The following is a 20,212-nucleotide window of genomic DNA, read 5'->3' as shown; positions in this document are numbered from 1 at the left end:
TAAATAAACACGCATAAAAAGATACATGTGTATCTTTTTATGCGTCTATGTGTATGTATAGAGGTTGAAGATGACAAAAATGATTATTGGATTGGGAAATCCTGGAAGAGAATATGAAGGTACGAAGCATAATATCGGTTTTATGGTCTTAGATAAATGGGCAGAAATAGAACGAGTGACATTTCATAAAACAAAACATAAAGCGCTGTTTACAGAGTTGTTTATCAATGGTGAAAAAGTAATTCTGGTTAAACCACAGACATATATGAATTTGTCTGGTCAAGCTGTGAAACCTTTAATGGATTATTTTCAGCTTGATGTGGAAGATATTGTGGTCATTTATGATGATATGGATTTACCTATCGGAAAAATTCGATTAAGACAAAAAGGTAGTGCTGGTGGACACAATGGCATTAAAAGTTTAATAAGCAGTTTACAAACACAAGAATTTAACCGTGTTAAAGTAGGTATAGGAAGACCTTTATCTTTTGAAACGGTTACGCAACATGTATTGTCTAAGTTTTTAGGCATTTATCAAGCAGAGGTTGAAACCTCAATCGACAAGACCATTCAAGCTATGCAACATTGGATAGAGAAAAAATCTTTTGTGTTGACGATGAATGATTTTAATTAGTGGAGTAAAAGATGGAGTTATTAGAGAAATTAGTCAATCAAACAGAATTATTGGATAATCAATTAGTATTGGGATTATCTGGTGCTGCTAAAAGTTATGTGATTTCTAAAATTAAGGAACGACACAATGCGCCTATTTTATATGTTACATATAATTTATTACAAGCAACGTATGTATATCAAGATTTATTAACATTATTGCCTAATGAATCAGTGTATTTATTTCCAGTTGAGGAAACCATTGCCGCTGAATATGCAACTGCTTCAAAAGATTTAGTGTCACAAAGAGTAGAAGTTTTAGACTTTTTAACAAAACAAAAAAGTGGTGTTGTCGTATTACCATTATCTGCATTAAGACATCGTTTATCGCCTAAAACTTTATTTAAAGAAAGTGTGCTATCTATTTCTGTTGGAGAAGAGTGGCATCTTGATGCGATTATTAAAACATTGCATACAATGGGATATATACGTGAAAAATTAGTAGAATCTCCGGGTCAATTTAGTGTACGTGGAGGTATACTAGATATTTTCCCTTTAACACATGACCAACCATTACGACTTGAGTTTTTTGATACGGAAATTGATTCTATTCGACAATTTGATGCGGAAACACAAAAATCTATCGAGGTGTTGGACAATGTCACCATTTTACCTGCGTCAGATATTTTATTTGATGAAGAAGTGTTAGAAAATGCAGTTTCAACGATTGGAAAAAGTAAACAAAAAGCAATTAAAAAAATAACAGATGAAACACTTGCTGATAGTATACATGTGTTTTTTGACGGGTTGGTTCAAAGAATAGAGCATCATGAACTACCGGAGCATCCTGCACTGTACATGGACTTAATCTATCCAAATATTAGTATTTTAGATTATTTAGATGAAAAAGGCTTGGTTGTTTTAGATGAGTACGCTCGACTAATCGAGCAAGAAAAAACGAGTTTATCAGAAGAACAAGATTGGTTGTTGCACAAAGTAGAACAAGCCGTTTTACTGCCTACACAAGAGTTGAAATTAGATTTTAAAGAAATTATCAAAAAAGATACGCATAAAAAGTTATATTTTTCTAATTTGCAAAAAGGATTAGGTCGTATTGCATTTTCTGAAATTTATTCATTCCAATATCGGAGTATGCCACAATTTTTTAGTCAAATGCCGTTGATTAAAAATGAAATGGAGCGATTTACTAAACAACAGATGACTGTTGTCGTGTGTGTATCGGATATGAAACGTGCTGAAAAAGTGAGTCAAACATTTTCTGATTTTGATATTCAAAATGTTGTGACAACATTATCCGCTATTCAACTAAGTGCAATCAATATCATTGTGGGATCTATTCATAGTGGTTTTGAATTACCCATTGAGAAAATCGTCTTTTTAAATGAACGTGAATTATTCAATAAAGTAACAAAGACGATTGCTAAACGTCAAAACTTAACGAATGCCGAAAGATTAAAAAGTTATTCAGAATTAACAGCGGGTGATTTTGTTGTGCATGTCAGTCACGGTGTCGGAAAGTATCAAGGAATGGAAACCTTGGACATTGGCGGCGTTAAACAAGACTACATGTCAATTATTTATCAAGATGATGCCAAATTGTTCATTCCTGTTACTCAAATTCATCTTGTGCAAAAATATGTTGCCTCTGACGGTAAAGATCCTAAAGTGAATAAATTAGGTGGAACAGAATGGGCGAAAACAAAGAAAAAAGTAGCTCGAAAAATAGAAGATATTGCAGATGAATTGATTGAGTTATATGCAAAACGTGAAAGTGAAGTCGGTTTTGCATTTAGTAAAGATTCTAAAGAACAGCACGACTTTGAAGAGGCCTTTCCTTATGCGGAAACACCCGATCAGTTGCGTAGTGTTAAAGAAATTAAACACGATATGGAAAAGGCGAAACCGATGGATCGTTTATTGGTTGGAGATGTTGGTTATGGGAAAACAGAAGTTGCGATGCGTGCTATTTTTAAAGCTGTTCAAGACGGCAAGCAAGTTGCTTTTTTGGTACCAACTACCGTTTTAGCACAGCAACATTATATGACGCTTATACAACGTTTTGAAGATTATCCTATTACCATTGGTTTGTTAAGTCGCTTTAGAACGAAAATGCAACAGGAAGAAACTGTTTCGGGTATAAAAAAAGGGACGGTTGATATTGTTGTTGGAACGCATCGACTTGTTTCTAAAGATGTTGATTTTTCTGACTTGGGCTTATTGGTGATTGATGAAGAACAACGTTTTGGTGTTCGACATAAAGAAAGATTAAAACAATTAAAATCACAAGTAGATGTACTGACCTTAACAGCTACACCAATTCCTAGAACATTACACATGTCTATGTTAGGTGTGCGTGATTTGTCGGTTATTGAAACACCACCGGCAAATCGTTATCCCGTTCAAACGTATGTCATGGAACAAGATGATGCTCTTGTTAGAGATGCTATAGAACGTGAATTAGCACGTAATGGGCAAGTGTTTTATTTGTATAATCGAGTAGAGTCTATTCAAGAAAAAGCAGAGCACATTCGTATGCTCGTACCAGATGCACGTATTGCGATTGCACACGGTCAATTAAGTGAAGTGGATTTAGAAAACACATTATTATCGTTTATGCAAGGAGAATATGATGTATTAGTCACAACAACAATTATTGAAACGGGTGTTGATTTACCTAATGTAAATACGCTCTTTATAGAGGATGCTGATAGAATGGGATTGTCACAACTCTATCAATTACGTGGGCGTGTAGGACGTACCAATCGCATTGCTTATGCATACTTTATGTATCAGCCACACAAAATGTTAACAGAAACAAGTGAAAAACGTTTAGAAGCTATTAAAGAATTTACGCAACTAGGTGCAGGATTTAAAATTGCCATGCGAGATTTGTCCATTCGTGGAGCAGGGAATTTATTAGGGCAACAACAAAGTGGCTTTATTGATTCTGTAGGGTTTGACTTATTTACAGAAATGTTAAAAGAAGCTGTTGAAGTCAAACGTACTGGAAAAGCAAAAGTTGTGAAGAATGTTGAGATTGATTTAGGAATAACAGCATATATTCCAACCAATTATGTTGAAGACGAACGACAAAAAATTGATTTATATAAACGTATTCGTACAATTGACAGTCTAGAGGATTATCGTCAAATCCAAGATGATTTGATTGATCGTTTTGGTGATTATCCTCAAGAAGTTTCTGATTTGGTAAATATTGGATTATTGAAATATTATGCTGAAAAACAAGATGTGGATAAAATCAAACGTGTTGGGAATAAAGTGTTTGTGACATATTCTAAGGAAAAATCAAGAATGTTAAGTGCACCAACATTATTTGAACAACTAGGAAAAGTGACCCTAAAAGCCCAAATCAATCAAGATAATCAACAATTATCCGTTGTTTTTGATATTACAGGCTTAGAAATATATTTATGGTTAGAAATATTACAAAAATATTTAGAAATCTAAAGTTCTACATCTTATTGTGCTGATAAAGAGAAATCAATATTATTTTGGTAGTGAATGGCATTAGTCATTCACTGTCTTTTTATGGTGTAAAATATGCTATAATAGTGAAGATAATGTGATAAGGAGTGTTTTATGTTGAAAATAGATATTATAGGTCTAGGTGGAGGCGATTTGGAACAAATGACCGTAGGTGTTTATAAGGTCATTCAAAAAGCGATTGATGACAAACAGATCGTTTATTTGCGAACAAAAGAGCATCCAGTGATTAACACTTTAGAACAACAAGGGCTTTTATATGAAAGTTTTGATGATATATATGAACATACAGATACTTTTGAAGAAACATACGAAAAAATTGTGATGACTTTAAAACAACTGACAAAAGAGAACGAACATATTTTATATGCTGTTCCGGGGCATCCTATGGTGGCAGAGAAAGTTGTACAGACATTGTTACAAGATAAAGAGATTGATGTCACAATATTAGGTGGCAAAAGTTTTATTGATGACTTACTTCAAGCTGTTCAAGTAGATATGATTGATGGTTTTCAATTAGTCGATGCACTTGGATTTAAAGTGGATGATTTAGTATTGACACAATCCATTATGATTATGCAAGTATTTAATGAATATGTCGCAAGTGATGTGAAACTAGCCTTAATGGAAAGATACCCTGATGATTACCAAGTGGCATTGGTTCATGGAGCAGGAACGTCAACGGAAAAAGTAGAGTGGCTTCCTTTGTACGAAATAGATAGATTAAAAGGTGTCTACAATTTAACGACATTATTTGTTCCTGCATTAGAAAGAGATGCAGCAACCAAATCATTCCAAACATTACAAGCATATATGGATGATATTGCTAAACATGATATTTGGTTAAAAGAACAAACGCATGAAACATTATTACCGTATTTGCAAGAAGAAGTGAATGAAGTTATAATGGCAGTCGAACAAGATGATATTGATAATCTTATTGAAGAATTAGGTGATGTGTTATGGCAAGTATTGTTTCAAACAAGTGTTGCTGAATACGATGGTTTCTTTAATTTAGAAGATGTATTGGATACATTAAATCGTAAAATTAGACGACGTCATCCTCATGTTTTTGACGGTGTAAAGGTAGAGAGTGTAGAAGAATTAGATGCTTTATGGCAAAAAATAAAACAAAAAGAAAAGGATGAAATTAAATGAGATTAGACAAATTTTTAAAAGTATCCCGTATTATTAAAAGACGAACTGTTGCTAAAGAAGTAGCGGATAAGGGACGTATTTTTTTAAATGGTAATGTTGCAAAATCTAGTAGTACAGTAAAAGTAGGCGATGAATTAGTATTGGAATTTGGAACAAAAACATTGACGGTACGTATTGATAAAATCGTTGAAACAACAAAAAAAGACGAAGCGACAGATATGTATACAGTTATTCAAGAAGTCTATAAAGAAAAAGAAGCCTTATTTTAAAAGATTTCTTTGAAAAATGCGGATACGATTCTATAACTAGAAATAGATTCAAAGAGAGCTGTTTGAGGTTGACAGCTTTCTTTTTTTATGTTAATTTAAATGCATGAGCATACATTTAGATAATTGTTTGTATAATGAGGTGGTATTTATGGAAAAAGATGACTGTTTACTCCAATGGTTTGCATTTACAAAAAAACAAAAAGAAGTGGAAGCAATTCTTGAGAAAGAATTAGCAGAAAAACAAAAACTGTCTTTGAAAGAATTTTATGTACTATACTTTTTAAATGAACAAGAAGAGCATAAAATGATCTTACAACAGCTGCAACAACTCGTAGGCTTAAGTCAAAGTGCCATGTCAAGAATGATTGGACGAATGGAAAGTAGTGCATGTTGTGCGTACATTAAGCGTTGTGAGTGTGAAAAAGATAAACGTTCTGTTTATATTTGTTTAACAGAAAAAGGACAACATAAACTAATAAAGACAATAGAAACGGTGACATCAATTTTAGAGGAACAATTTTCTGATACAAAATAGGCGATTGCCTATATTTATGTATATGTATGAGCATACATTTAAAAAGGAGTATGGATATGGAAAACATTGCATTTTTTACTAATTTTTTAAAAATTAGCCAGGGTATCACATTAGTAAGTATTTTTGTATTATTAGGGAGCTTATATTTTTTAAAAGTGTTACAAAAGAAAAAAGTTTCTTTTTCAACACGTATGTTAATTGCTTTAGTTTTAGGTCTTGTTTTAGGATTGGGTATTGATTTATTCGGAAGTACGCAAGGTGTTCATTATACACAGTTTGCACAAAAAGAAATTACTGTATGGTTTTCATTGCTAGGTAGTGGTGTGTTAAAACTTATTCAATTACTTGCTGTACCGATTGTATTTTTATCTATTGTAGACATTGTGACACAAGTAAACGGAGAAAATATTAAATCATTATCTATCAAAGCATTCACGATGCTACTTGGAACAACGGCTATTTCAGCACTTGTTGCAGTAGGTGTAGTAGAGTTATTACAATTAAGTGCATCTGGTTTTGCAGGAGAATTGACAAAATCAACAGCAGATAGAATGCAAACTATTGCATCGCAAAGTTTCCCTCAATTTTTCTTAGATTTAATTCCAAATAATATTTTTAGTGTGATGACAACGAATAGTCAAATTGTATCCGTTGTTATCGTAGGAACATTAGTTGCGGGTGCCATTCGTTTCTTAAACCAAAAAAATCCAGAAGTTATTCAACCAGCAGTGTCAGTATTAATGGCATTGAAAGAAATTGTAAACAGTATGTTAAAAACAGTGTTGAAATGGATGCCGTATGGTATTGTTGCATTAGTATCTAGTACGATTATTCGTAATGGGGTATCCGTTATTTCAAGTACATTTAGTTTTATTGTAGGTTTATATATCGCTGTATTTATCATGTTAGGCGTTTACGCTATTATACTAGCTGTAAATGGATTAAATCCTATCACATTTTATAAAAAAGCATTTAGTACTATGGTATTTGCATTTTCTTCTCGTTCAAGTGTTGGTACATTACCGTATACACTAAATACATTAGAAGAGCAAATGGGTGTTTCTAAACAAAATGCTCGTTTTATTGCAACACTAGGAACAACGATTGGAATGAATGGCTGTGCAGGTGTATTTCCAGCGATGCTAGGTGTGTTACTTGCAAAGGCAACAGGGCAAACTCTTGACGTATCATTTATTGTTACACTTATTTTAGTTGTGACAATCGGATCTGTTGGAATTGCGGGTGTTCCAGGAACGGCAACAGTTGCTGCAACAGTAACGTTGAATGGATTAGGTTTGGGTAGTTATATGAACCAAATCGGAGCAGTTTTTGGCATTGACCCAATTGTAGACATGGGAAGAACGATGCTTAATGTAACAGGTGCATTATTGAGTAGTGTTATTGTTGATAAATGGGAAAATAAAATAGATTTAGAAACATATCATAAATAATATTTTAGGTAGCGAATGATAGTATTATTCGCTACCTTTTTAGTATATAAATACCGTGATATAAAAGGAAAAATCGGTATTTTTCTCTATTTTTGTTAAAATATTCACAATAAAAAACGGAAGCGTATACAATTATAATAGCTTTTATTATAGACTTTTTTTGAAATTTAGTATTGATTTTTCATGAAAAACATTGTATCATGTGAATGTATTAACAAATAAAAAATATAAGGAGTTTTGTTTATGGAAAAACACGAAACAACGATTTATTCAGAAATTGATACACTTGTGAAAAAGGGGTTAGAAGCACTAGAACAATTTAAAAAGCTAAACCAAGAAGAAGTTGATTACATTGTTGCAAAAGCATCTGTTGCGGCATTGGATCAACATGGTATTCTTGCGATGCATGCTGTTGAAGAAACCGGTAGAGGTGTTTTTGAAGACAAAGCAACTAAAAATTTATTTGCATGTGAGCATGTTGTGAATAATATGCGTCATTTAAAAACAGTTGGTATTATTGATGAAGATGAAGTGACAGGAATTACAGCGATTGCTGATCCAGTTGGTGTTATTTGTGGGATTACACCTACAACAAATCCGACATCAACAACTATTTTTAAAGCATTGATAGCATTAAAAACAAGAAATCCAATTATTTTTGCTTTTCATCCTTCTGCACAACAAAGTTCAGCTCATGCAGCGCGTATTGTGAAAGAAGCAGCCGTTTTAGCTGGGGCACCAAAAGAATGTGTGCAATGGATTGAATCGCCGTCAGTCGAAGCAACAAACACACTGATGAATCATGAAGGTATTTCAACGATTTTAGCAACAGGCGGAAATGCCATGGTAAAAGCAGCGTACTCTTGTGGTAAACCAGCATTAGGTGTGGGAGCTGGGAATGTACCAGCCTATGTCGAAAAAACAGCAGATGTTAAACAAGCAGCACATGATATTGTAATGAGTAAATCATTCGATAATGGAATGGTGTGTGCTTCTGAACAAGCTGTGATAATTGATAAAGAAATTTATCAAGACATGGTAAACGAATTGAAATCGTATCATACATATTTTGTCAATAAGAAAGAAAAAGCATTATTAGAAGAATTTTGTTTTGGTGTAAAAGCAAATAGTAAAAATTGTGCTGGGGCTAAATTGAATGCAAATATCGTTGGTAAACCAGCAATTTGGATAGCAGAACAAGCAGGATTTACAGTGCCAGAAAACACAAATATTCTTGCGGCAGAATGTTTAGAAGTTGGCGAAAAAGAACCATTAACTCGTGAAAAATTATCCCCAATTTTAGCTGTTTTAAAATCAGAAAATCAAGAAGATGGTCTGACAAAAGCAGAACAAATGGTAGAATTTCATGGGTTAGGACATTCGGCAGCTATTCATACAAAAGATGAAGCGTTAGCGAAAAATTTTGGAAAACGTGTCAAAGCAATTCGTGTCATTTGGAATGCTCCATCGACTTTTGGAGGTATTGGAGATGTTTACAATGCATTTTTACCATCATTAACATTAGGATGTGGATCTTATGGACATAACTCTGTGGGGGACAATGTTAGTGCTGTGAACTTGCTTAATATTAAAAAAGTAGGGAGACGTCGTAATAATATGCAATGGTTTAAAGTACCTTCTAAAATTTATTTTGAAAGAGATTCAATTCAATATTTACAAAAAATGAAAGATGTTGAACGTGTGATGATTGTAACCGATCATGCTATGGTAGAATTAGGGTTCTTAGATAGAGTGATTGAACAATTAAACTTGCGTCGTAATAAAGTAACGTATCAAATTTTTGCTGATGTTGAACCAGATCCAGACATTACAACAGTTGAAAAAGGTGCTGAATTGATGAAACAATTCCAACCAGATACGATTATTGCCTTGGGTGGTGGTTCACCAATGGATGCAGCAAAAATTATGTGGATGTTCTATGAACAACCAGACATTGATTTTAGAGATTTAGTTCAAAAATTCATGGATATTAGAAAACGTGCATTCCGTTTCCCTGAATTAGGTAAAAAAGCAAAATACGTAGGTATTCCAACCACATCGGGTACAGGTTCTGAAGTGACACCATTTGCTGTTATTTCTGACAAACAAAATAATCGTAAATACCCAATTGCAGACTATTCATTAACACCAACCATTGCAATTGTCGACCCAGCGTTAGTGATGACAGTGCCAGCACATGTTACAGCAGATACAGGTATGGACGTTTTAACACATGCAACAGAAGCTTATGTATCAACAGTTGCGAATGACTATACAGACGGATTGGCGCTACAAGCGATTAAACTTGTTTTTGAAAGTTTAGAAAGCTCTGTGAAAAATGCTGATTTTGAATCACGTGAAAAAATGCATAACGCTTCAACGATTGCTGGTATGGCGTTTGCAAATGCATTCCTAGGTATTTCACATTCTATGGCACATAAAATTGGTGGACGATTCCATACTGTTCATGGACGTACAAATGCTATCTTATTACCGTATGTTATTCGTTACAATGGTACACGTCCTGCTAAAACATCAACATGGCCAAAATACAATTACTACAAAGCTGATGTGAAGTATCAAGACATTGCTCGTATGTTAGGATTGCCATGTAGTACACCAGAAGAAGGTGTTGCATCTTATGCAAAAGCCGTTTATGAATTAGGCGAAAAAATTGGTATTAACATGAGCTTTAAAGGACAAGGCGTTGACCATAAAGAATGGCAAGCTCATACCAAAGAAATTGCGCTATTAGCTTATGAAGATCAATGTACACCTGCAAACCCACGTTTAGCTATGGTATCTGATATGCAAGAAATTTTAGAAGATGCTTACTTTGGTTATGACGAAAGACCAGGAAGAATAAAATAGTGTTAAACTAGAAAAAGATAGTGACCCGTTTAAAAGGTCACTATCTTTTTTAGTTATTGCTGTTATGACATTATTTTAAACAGAACAAATATATCGTGATTGTAGGGAAAACGATTAACACGATGTAGGCTTATATCTTATGATAGATTGTTATATAAACGTTTTACAACACTTAACATATAATGTTAATATATACATATAATATATTGAACAACATTGAAATACTTTTGCTATGATAACAAGTCGGTTTAAAAGGAGGAATAAAAATGAAGAAGATACTAACTAGCTTATTGTTTGTTATGTCTATCTTTTTATGTGTAATGTTTATGCTCCACCAACAAATAATGGACCATAGAAAAATGGATGAACAATTTAATGGAGTAGATGCAAATGCTTTTCACGTCTATCACTCATCAGTCGATGTTGAAGAAATGATAAAGAAACTAGAAGAATTGTCACAGACATATAAAGTGAGTTTTTTAAGAACAGATATAGTATTTGAAAATAATGTGGATATGATGTATAAATCAGGGGTTTTTCGTGAAGACTATTTCAATGCATTAGATATTGATATGTTGTCCGGTGAAAAAGTAATCAAAAACAATCAAATTATTGCTACTTATGATACAAATATGTCAAATCAAATTGGAATCATTCGGGACTTGTTTAATGATGATAAATTACAACTATTAACACTAGATAATCTTTATCAACAACATAAATTGATTTCTAGTGATGGTGAGTATCAATTTATAGGCAAAGTAGCGGATAAAGAAATGATTTATCAGGAATTAGCCAACGTATTCGGTGTATCAAAAGATAGCTTGTTGAAACCTTTGTATGAAAAAGGATATGATGAGGGGACATTATTTATTATTGGAGCCTTTTTATTAGTCATTGCTTTTGCGATATTTAGTTTAGTTAGTGTTTTCTATCCGATTTCTCGTTTACGTGAAATTGGAATGATGAAACTTCTTGGTGTGAAATCAATTCATATTTGGTTAGAGCTAAATAAAAGAGTAGTGTTATTTTCTATTGTGAATATTTTTACGGTATCAACCATAGCAATTATACTTATTCCAAATAGCAGTTTCAAACATTTTATAGCATTATTATGCTGGCAATTTTGTTTATTGTTTAGTTGTATGTGTCTTTCGGGAGTATCATTTATCTTAATCAGAAAAATAAGTATTTCACGTTTATTGAAAAATTTCTTGCATTTTAAATTATCTATCCGATTTAGTTATCTTTTGAAGTTTTTTGTTTTTATAGGTTTAATAGCATTATTGCCATCAATGGTTTCTCATATAAAACAACTTTATCATGATATTCAAATTAGACAGATGTATGAACAACAACAGCAATACATGACATTATCAAACTATACTTTTGTTTCATCAGAATTTCAAGATAGATTACAAGGGAATGACACATTAGGAGAGAAACTAGGTCAGCTATTTGTTGAATTAGAGAAAACAGCTAATGCGGAATATATCAGAATGGGTCGTATAAAATTAGACAATCAAACAGGGGAATACGTAAATATAGGAACAATCAATGAACATTATATGAAGCGGCTACCTTTTTCGATAGAAAATGAGGAAAATATTTTTACTACTCAACGTATTAGTGTTTTAGTACCAGAAATACTAAAACAAAAAGAAGAAAAAGTATTATCTCTTCTTCATTTACAATTAAAAGATTTACCAGTTCAAATAATATACTATCCAGAAAATAAAAAGCCAATTTTTTCAGAAAATATTGAAATGGAAAGGTATAACAATGGTTTTGTGATGAATCCTATCTTGATTTGCTTACAAGATAAATATGTGAATAAAGAGAGTATATTTTTAGGGAACAGTGCTATTAGTAATCCTATTAGAGTTTTAGACAATGAAAAAAATAAACAAGCTATTCAAGAGGCAATTAAACATCATCATCTTGAATTAAATCAAATCGAGTTCGCCAATGTTTTAACAACAGGTTTTTCTGATAGATTGGCTATCTCTAGTTCTTCTGTTTTTGTTTGGGTAATAGGGTCGTTTTTAGCAATAGTTGCCAGTAGTTTAGCATCTTATTTTATTCTTCTTATTATTTTAATGTCTAAGAAAAAAGAGATTTTAGTATCTAGGCTTTTAGGATATACACTCATAGATAGATATAAATTAGAATTTATGTATTTTGGCTTGATATATATATTTGCTTTTGTTGAATTGATATTACTATCGTTTAACGTTGTTACTTTACTCGTTTATAGTGTATTGGTTTTATTAGATATATTGATGATTTTATCATTGATTAAAAAAGGTGAGGGAAAAGCATTAACTTTAGCGTTGAAAGGAGAGGAATAACATGACAACATTGATAAAATTAAATCATTTAACAAAGACATTTAAACATAAAACAATTTTTGATTCATTTTCTTTAGAGATACAAAAAGGAGAAATGGTTGCTATTATTGGGAAAAGTGGTTCTGGAAAGACAACATTACTAAATATGATAGGATTGATTGAGGAGATAGATTCAGGTACCTATTTTTTGAATGGGAACAAAGCACCAAAACCAAATACGAAACAGGCTACTCAAATTATACGTGAACAAATTTCTTATTTGTTCCAAAATTTTGCTTTAGTAGATTACTTAACAGTAGAACATAATTTGATGATGGCATTAAAATATGTGAAACTATCTTTAAACGAAAAGAAAAAAATCATTCATGAAGCTTTAGAAAAAGTTGGATTACTAGATTATGAATCTTTGAAAATTTTTGAAATTTCTGGTGGAGAACAGCAAAGGGTTGCGATTGCTAGGGCAATGATTAAACCAAGTACGATTATTTTAGCTGATGAACCTACTGGTTCGTTGGATGATGAAAATAGAGATGATGTGTTAACTATTTTAAGAGAACTAAATCATTTAGGTAAAACAGTGATTATTGTCACGCACGATTCGGTGGTTGCTAAAGCTTGTGATAGAGTGATTACATTAGATTCTTTGCCGTATTAACTAAATACTACACAAGAGGTAGTATTGATATATTTATTTTGTCGTGTAAAAGGAGGATAAAAATGGTGTTTTGACACCTTAAAATGTCAAAACACCATTTTTTCATTTTTCAATGATTCTGTGATTATCTCACAACGGATTGTGCCATTTTGAAGTAAGTATGACGCTTACCGCGTACAGCGATGCTTAAAGCCATAATGTTCTCTGGCAATGGCATACGACCATATCCTCCATCGCCAATATGATGAATATCTGCTCCAATACGTTTGTTGCTTAAACCGAATGAACGTATCGTTTGTTCGTCGGCACTTTCCTGACTAGTTCCAATGGTGGACATAACCAAGCCACCTAGTTTTTTGATTTCTTGACTTGCGGCAAATGCCAATGATTCTGTGACAAATGGAACTGTTGAAACACTTGGAATTAAAATACCGTCTGCTCCAGCATGAATAAATGCTGTTAGCATATCTACATCAATAATGTTTTCCGATAATCCTGCACCATGCATTTTTCCTGCGAAAATCAAACCGTTAAAATGGTCTTTGGCAAGTACAATAGCTTTTTTAATAGCTTCCATTGAAACAGCAGTTGAAGGATTTCCTGTTAACATAATAAAATCAACACCTAATTCATTTGCTTTTTTGAACGTATCAATGCTTGCTTTACGCCCTTTCGCAATAACGATTTTCTCGTCCAAAACATCTAATGTTTCATCCACGGGTTCTAAGTTAATTCCGATAGGTCGACCTGTTAATTTCTTGATTTCTGCAATAGGATTTTCACAAGGATAAAATCCATTTATAAATTGTGTGTAGACATCGAATTCGTTTAAAACAATTAAATCTGCACCGAAAGTTGCCATTACTTCGGCATTGCTGACGCCTTCTAATAAAGGTGCAGCGGTTACAACCGTTTCAGCTAAAATGGTTCTTCCTTCGCTTGAAGATATGGCTATTTTTAAGTCTTCTTTAGAAATATTTTTTAAATCACTTGCATAACAACTAATTAAACGCTTCATGTATCCGCCTCCTCATAATATGTGTATATTTTACCATAAAAAAAGCGAGATGTATGACTTTTTTTGTCTTTTTTGGTATGCTTAATAGCATAAGAAGAGGTGCTGTGATGAATGTTATATTGACAAATATGTGTATGATTCAAGATACATATACGAAACAAGTATTGGTGCAAAATCGAGTAAAAACGTGGACTGGATTAGCGTTTCCAGGAGGCCATGTAGAACCGTTTGAAAGTATGCACGATTCTGTCGTCAGAGAAGTCAAAGAAGAAACGGGATTAGATATTTCTGATGTCGTATTATGTGGTGTCAAAGACTATGTTGATAAAAAAGGAAATTTACAAGTTGTTTTATGCTATAAAACAAGTTCTTTTTCAGGTGAATTAGTTCAAAATGAACAAGAAGGACAAGTATCTTGGATGAATTTAGAGCATTTAACACTAGAAAACACGCCGAGAGGTTTTTTAGATATGCTACCTTTGTTTTTATCGAAAAAAACAGAGTGCCACTATACATTGAATGGAGAGCATATACTATATTAGAAAGTAGGTGAGATAATGGGCAAAATTCAAGAATTATCTGTTTTACTCACAAATCAGATTGCAGCGGGAGAAGTTGTCGAACGTCCCTCATCAGTTGTTAAGGAATTGATTGAAAATGCCATTGATGCCAATAGTACAAAAATTGACGTGCATATTTCTGAAGGTGGTTTGTCTAAGATACAAGTGATTGATAATGGTGATGGTATCGAACAAGAAGATGCTTTACTAGCGTTTAAACGGCACGCAACAAGTAAACTTTATACAAAAGAGGACTTATTTCGTATTAAAACATTAGGCTTCAGAGGAGAAGCTTTACCAAGTATTGCTTCTGTGTCGTATATTACGTTGGATACGTCAACAGGTGAACATTCAGGGACACATTTGGTGTTAAAAGCAGGAGAAGTCATTGAACATACGTACTCATCTTCCAGAAAAGGAACAAGTATTACTGTTGAACAATTATTTTTTAATACACCAGCACGATTAAAATTTGTAGCAACACTACAACGGGAAACAGCGCATATTGCTGATTTAATCAATCGCTTAGCACTTAGTCACCCACATATTGCGTTTACATTGATAAGTGACGGGAATCAAATGTTAAAAACGATTGGGAATGGACAGTTACAACAAACGATTGCAGGTGTATATAGTCCAACAATAGCTAGACAAATGAAATATTTTGAAGCAGAAGATTTGGACTTTAAAGTCAAAGGGTATACGACTTTACCAGAAGTCACTCGATCTAATCGGAATTATATGTCTATTTTTGTCAATGGAAGATATATTAAAAATTATGCTATTTCCAATGCCATTATTGAAGGATATGAGTCCAAATTAATGATAGGCAGATTCCCTATTTCTGTTATAGATATTACAATGGATTATGCTTTGGTTGATGTTAATGTTCACCCAACGAAACAACAAGTGAGAATTAGTAAAGAAAAAGAGCTAGGGCTATTAATTAAGCAAGCTATTAGTCAAGTGATGAATGATACAGTACGTATTCCGTCAAGTATACCAAAACGATTTGAACAAGATAGTGAGCAAACGGATATTGATATTGCACCACTCATGCTAGAAACGCAAAAACCGGTAGATAATATTCAAGAAATACCTTATGTATCATACGACAACGTACAAGATGATAATATTTCTATTTCAAAAAATGAAAAAGACGAATTACCCGTTTTTGTCGATAATTCTCAATCCACTCATATAGAAATGGTTAAGGAAACACAGGTGTCTTATGAAGAGTCGGAGAGTAAGGATCGTTTTCCAGAATTACATTATTTTGGGCAGATGCATGGGACGTATTTGTTTGCTGAAAATCAAGATGGTCTGTATATGATTGATCAACATGCAGCACAAGAGCGTATTAAATATGAGTATTACCGTGAAAAAATTGGTGAATTGGGACAAGAAAAGCAAGGTATGTTAATGCCGTTAGTGTTAAATTACCCAATGAATGATTATTTAATGATTAAAGAAAAACAGTTGGTATTAGAAGAAGTTGGTATTACGCTCCAACCTTTTGGACAAACAAGTTTTATTGTAGAAGAGCATCCAATGTGGATAAAAGAAGAGCAACTTGAAGATACCATTCGGGATTTGATTGCGATGTTATTGGAAAAAGGAAACGTATCTATTGCTAAGTTTAGAGAAGATACAGCGATTATGATGAGTTGTAAAAAATCAATAAAAGCAAATCATTATTTAAATGAGGAACAAGCGAGAGCATTGTTAGTCGATTTAGCTAAATGTGACAATCCGTACAATTGTCCGCACGGTAGACCAGTATTAATTCATTTAAGTCATACCGATTTAGAAAAAATGTTTAAACGTATTCAAGATAGATAAGAGATAGAGAAGAAAAGAGGAGAAAAAATGGAAGTTTACACACATTTAACATGTTCAACGGCAAAACGTGCATTGAAATGGTTGGACAGCCAAGGGTATACGTATCATACACACAATATTAAAGAAGAAACTCCGGATAGAGCGTTTTTTGAGTATGTGTTAAAAGAAAAAGGAATGCCTGTTAAAAAAGTATTAAATACATCAGGTGAAAAATATAAAGCGCTTGGATTAAAAGATAAATTAGATACTTTATCAATTGATGAAGTAATTGATTTATTAGTCAGTGACGGTATGTTGATTAAACGCCCAGTTATTATTGAGGGAGCTTTGTTCTCGTTTGGTGCAAAAGAAGTAACGTTAGAAGAAGCATGGGGAAAGTAGGACTTTAAGATGAAATATAGTGAAAATGGTTTTTGGGTAGAAAAAATAGACACATACTATTGGTTTGGGTTATCTGAAAAAGGACAAGATGATTTGGGTGACATCGCATTTTTAGAATTTTTAAGTGAAGATACCATTAGTACGGAAGAATCTTTTATGGGTGTTGAAGCATCTAAGGCTGTGACAGAATTGACAGGGCCATTAAATGCACATGTTTTAAAATGGCATGAAGCATTAGAAAAACATCCAGAATTATTAAATAGTCAATCAAAAGATGATAATTGGATTGCGTATATTGATCAGGTTGATGATAAAGCATATCAATCTTTAAAAGACACCAGTGGTTTATCTTAAAAAGACGAAATAAAGATACCGTTTAATTTATGCGAGAAGGTATACTAATGTTCTTCATTGATAAACATAAAGACAAAAGTAGATTTATTATTAAAAATAAATGAATTTAAAAAAAGGTATTGCCAAGTATAAAAAAATAGTATAGAATATTCGAGTATTGTGTTTGAGAGCAACGGGGAGATAGCGAAGTGGCTAAACGCGGCGGACTGTAAATCCGCTCCTTAGGGTTCGGCAGTTCGAATCTGCCTCTCCCCATTTTTAAATACAATAACGATTGGGGTATAGCCAAGCGGTAAGGCAACGGACTTTGACTCCGTCATTCGTTGGTTCGAATCCAGCTACCCCAGTTTTGACTTGTGCAATCGTGCAGGTCTTTTTTTGTGTTTATTTTGGCTTATAGTATTTGGTGTTGGTGGCTTCCAAAAGGAAGCCACCAACACCTTTTCGTTTGTAGGTTTTATGCCGAATCATTTTGGTATAGAGAAATAGTGAGCATATGGTAGTGAATGGTACTCGTTGTTTTTTATGATGTACTAAGAAAATTTGGTTCTTTATTAAATGATGTGTTTTACAGTAAATAGCGTTGGTAAATAGAAATTATCCGTACGATTTTGTTTTTCGTTAAAAATAAAAGCAGAGTGTATCGTGAATATGGTGCAACACCTGCTGCACCATAGTGTTTTTTTGTAGGTTTATTTGTATAAAAATAGCTTGGTCATAAGTGTTTAAAAGCTGGAATATGAATATTTCTACAACGATTGGGTTAAAATGTGGTATACTGTATATGATATTTTTCAAGGAGTGGCGAGTGTGGATATAAATAATTTATTATCTTTAAGTAATTTATCTTATGTCATTGATGTTGTTATTGTGACGTATTTGATTTATTTGTTAATTACTTTTTCTAAAAACACACGAACAATCAATGTTTTAAAAGGTGTGTTAGTCATTGTTTTAATTAAGTTTGTAAGTAATTTATTACATCTATTGATGATGAGTTGGATTATTGATCAAGTCATTACATGGGGTGTGATTACAGTTGTGATTATTTTCCAACCGGAAATCAGACGAGCATTAGAACAACTGGGGCAAAACAATTTTTTCAAAAAGAAAAAACAAGATGCACAGTCAGAAACGCTGTATGTGATTGATGCACTAGAAGAAGCAACACAATATTTAGCTAAGCGGAGCATTGGTGCGTTAATTAGTATTGAGAAACAAAGTTCATTACATCCGTATATTCAATCAGGTGTCAGCGTAGATGCACATATTTCTAGTCAACTGTTAATCAATCTATTTATTCCAAATACACCACTACACGACGGAGCAGTTATTATTAAAGAAAATCGAATTGTTGCGGCAAGTTGTGTGCTACCACTATCTGAAAATCCAAATATTCCACAAGAATTAGGGACAAGGCATCGTGCAGCTATTGGCTTAAGTGAAGTGAGTGATGCTCTAACACTTATTGTTTCTGAAGAAACGGGACATATTAGTGTTACACATCATCAAGATATTCATCGGAACTTGACAAAAGAAGAATTACGACGTATTTTAGAAAGTCATTTGAATCATGAACAAATTGGCATAGCTAGTGCAAAAGGGCACTTCCTTAAAAAAATAATGGAATTTTTAAAAGGGGGAGAACACTAGTATGGAAAAATGGTTGAAAAATAAATATATTGTGGTATTCGTTTCTTTTTTACTATCTGTTCTTTTAGCTAGCTTTATTTATTCAAGACATGATGCTTTAACGACAAATATTGATAGTTCAGCGAGTGTCACAACACAAAAAATTATTACAAATGTACCAATTCGTATTAAAGATTCTTCAAATAGTAAATATATCTCTGGATTACCGGAACATGTTGTCGTTTCTTTAGAAGGTCCACGAAATATTCTTTCTCAATTAAGTAATCAAACGATTAATGTTGAAACGGAAGATTTAGCCACTGTGGAAAACGGGAGTACAACTATTCGGTATAAATTAACAGATTTGCCGAATGGTGTTATTGGGACTATTCAACCCTATGAATCAAATATTATTGTGAGTAAACGTATGACAAAAACATTTCCGGTAACGCCTTTGGTCGATAAAAGTATTGTGTCGGATGGCTATGTAATGGGAGCTGTTGAAGTATCGCCGTCTACTGTATCCATTACAGGAAGTGAAGATACGATTTTGAAAATAGATACGGTGACAGCAACGATTACAGTATCATCTACAAAAACGGAGACATTTACACAAGACAATGTGTCTGTTGTCGTTAAAGATAAAAATGGCAATATTTTAGATGTAAAAGTTGATAAAAATGTGTCAATTACTGTACCAATTTATAAAAAAGGACAAACAGTACCAGTTGATATCACACTGGCAGGACAAAGAGAAGGCTATACGTATACCGTTGAAAGTCAAAATGTGTCTGAGTTGACGTTATTAGGAACAGCCGATAAATTAAAAGACATTACGAGAATTTCTGCGACTATAAATGTTAGTGACTTAACAGAAACAAAAACATTAGAAGCAACAGTATTAGTGCCTATTGGTGTAACAATTAGTAATCCTCAGCCGATTACAGCAACGATAAAAGTAGAAAAACAATAGTCTATACAAAATGAAACATAAGGAG

The 20,212-nt window shown here is 33.1% G+C and carries 16 protein-coding genes and 2 tRNA genes; 17 read left to right on the top strand and 1 reads right to left on the bottom strand.

All coding sequences use genetic code 11. The annotated features are described in order from the left end of the window. The first annotated feature begins 70 nt into the window (after window positions 1-70). The 9 genes from pth (at window position 71) to GMA11_RS04995 (ending at window position 13,427) form a co-directional block, all read left to right on the top strand. Window positions 71-634 (top strand): aminoacyl-tRNA hydrolase, encoded by a 564-nt coding sequence (gene pth, locus GMA11_RS05035; RefSeq protein ID WP_163546130.1) that lies wholly within the window; start codon window positions 71-73, stop codon window positions 632-634. 11 nt (window positions 635-645) lie between these two features. Continuing rightward, complete coding sequence (mfd, locus tag GMA11_RS05030; RefSeq protein WP_163546129.1) at window positions 646-4,101, top strand: transcription-repair coupling factor; 3,456 nt, start codon at window positions 646-648, stop codon at window positions 4,099-4,101. Window positions 4,102-4,233: 132 nt separating this feature from the next. Then, window positions 4,234-5,295, top strand: coding sequence for a MazG nucleotide pyrophosphohydrolase domain-containing protein (locus GMA11_RS05025; RefSeq protein ID WP_163546128.1), 1,062 nt, complete (start codon window positions 4,234-4,236; stop codon window positions 5,293-5,295). Then, window positions 5,292-5,564: an RNA-binding S4 domain-containing protein gene (locus tag GMA11_RS05020; protein ID WP_163546127.1), complete on the top strand. Its 273-nt coding sequence runs from the start codon at window positions 5,292-5,294 to the stop codon at window positions 5,562-5,564. Before GMA11_RS05025 ends, GMA11_RS05020 begins: the two co-directional genes overlap by 4 nt. A 148-nt stretch (window positions 5,565-5,712) precedes the next feature. Further along, window positions 5,713-6,099, top strand: coding sequence for a MarR family winged helix-turn-helix transcriptional regulator (locus GMA11_RS05015; protein WP_163546126.1), 387 nt, complete (start codon window positions 5,713-5,715; stop codon window positions 6,097-6,099). Window positions 6,100-6,155: 56 nt separating this feature from the next. Next, window positions 6,156-7,550 (top strand): cation:dicarboxylate symporter family transporter, encoded by a 1,395-nt coding sequence (locus GMA11_RS05010; RefSeq protein ID WP_163546125.1) that lies wholly within the window; start codon window positions 6,156-6,158, stop codon window positions 7,548-7,550. A gap of 243 nt (window positions 7,551-7,793) precedes the next feature. Then, window positions 7,794-10,421, top strand: coding sequence for a bifunctional acetaldehyde-CoA/alcohol dehydrogenase (gene adhE / locus GMA11_RS05005; protein WP_163546124.1), 2,628 nt, complete (start codon window positions 7,794-7,796; stop codon window positions 10,419-10,421). Window positions 10,422-10,687: 266 nt separating this feature from the next. Continuing rightward, on the top strand, window positions 10,688-12,772 hold the full coding sequence (locus tag GMA11_RS05000) for a hypothetical protein (RefSeq protein WP_163546123.1): 2,085 nt from the start codon (window positions 10,688-10,690) through the stop codon (window positions 12,770-12,772). 10 nt (window positions 12,773-12,782) lie between these two features. Further along, on the top strand, window positions 12,783-13,427 hold the full coding sequence (locus GMA11_RS04995) for an ABC transporter ATP-binding protein (protein ID WP_163546146.1): 645 nt from the start codon (window positions 12,783-12,785) through the stop codon (window positions 13,425-13,427). A 124-nt stretch (window positions 13,428-13,551) separates the two neighbouring features. Here the strand turns inward: GMA11_RS04995 and GMA11_RS04990 are convergent, their stop codons facing one another. Beyond that, window positions 13,552-14,445, bottom strand: coding sequence for a haloacid dehalogenase-like hydrolase (locus tag GMA11_RS04990; protein WP_163546122.1), 894 nt, complete (start codon window positions 14,443-14,445; stop codon window positions 13,552-13,554). A 107-nt stretch (window positions 14,446-14,552) separates the two neighbouring features. Between GMA11_RS04990 and GMA11_RS04985 the strand changes: the two genes are divergently transcribed. From GMA11_RS04985 to GMA11_RS04950, 8 genes are all read left to right on the top strand, one after another. After that, entirely contained in the window at window positions 14,553-14,987 is a 435-nt protein-coding gene (locus GMA11_RS04985; protein ID WP_163546121.1) for an 8-oxo-dGTP diphosphatase, read from the top strand. Between the two features lie 15 nt (window positions 14,988-15,002). Then, complete coding sequence (gene mutL / locus GMA11_RS04980; RefSeq protein WP_163546120.1) at window positions 15,003-16,847, top strand: DNA mismatch repair endonuclease MutL; 1,845 nt, start codon at window positions 15,003-15,005, stop codon at window positions 16,845-16,847. A 27-nt stretch (window positions 16,848-16,874) separates the two neighbouring features. Continuing rightward, entirely contained in the window at window positions 16,875-17,228 is a 354-nt protein-coding gene (locus GMA11_RS04975; RefSeq protein ID WP_163546119.1) for a Spx/MgsR family RNA polymerase-binding regulatory protein, read from the top strand. Window positions 17,229-17,237: 9 nt separating this feature from the next. Further along, window positions 17,238-17,582, top strand: a complete 345-nt coding sequence (locus tag GMA11_RS04970) for a glycine cleavage system protein H (RefSeq protein ID WP_163546118.1) — start codon at window positions 17,238-17,240, stop codon at window positions 17,580-17,582. A gap of 174 nt (window positions 17,583-17,756) precedes the next feature. Beyond that, window positions 17,757-17,837 (top strand) — tRNA-Tyr (locus tag GMA11_RS04965). A 20-nt stretch (window positions 17,838-17,857) separates the two neighbouring features. Further along, window positions 17,858-17,929: transfer RNA gene (locus GMA11_RS04960), tRNA-Gln, on the top strand. Window positions 17,930-18,392: 463 nt separating this feature from the next. Next, complete coding sequence (gene cdaA / locus GMA11_RS04955) at window positions 18,393-19,235, top strand: diadenylate cyclase CdaA (protein WP_205422897.1); 843 nt, start codon at window positions 18,393-18,395, stop codon at window positions 19,233-19,235. 1 nt (window position 19,236) lies between these two features. Next, complete coding sequence (locus tag GMA11_RS04950) at window positions 19,237-20,187, top strand: YbbR-like domain-containing protein (protein WP_163546116.1); 951 nt, start codon at window positions 19,237-19,239, stop codon at window positions 20,185-20,187. The last annotated feature ends 25 nt before the right edge of the window (window positions 20,188-20,212 follow it).

The organism is Granulicatella sp. zg-ZJ (genome assembly GCF_010892355.1).
GTDB lineage: Bacteria > Bacillota > Bacilli > Lactobacillales > Aerococcaceae > WM01.
This window is presented reverse-complemented; position numbering and strand designations above follow the sequence as displayed.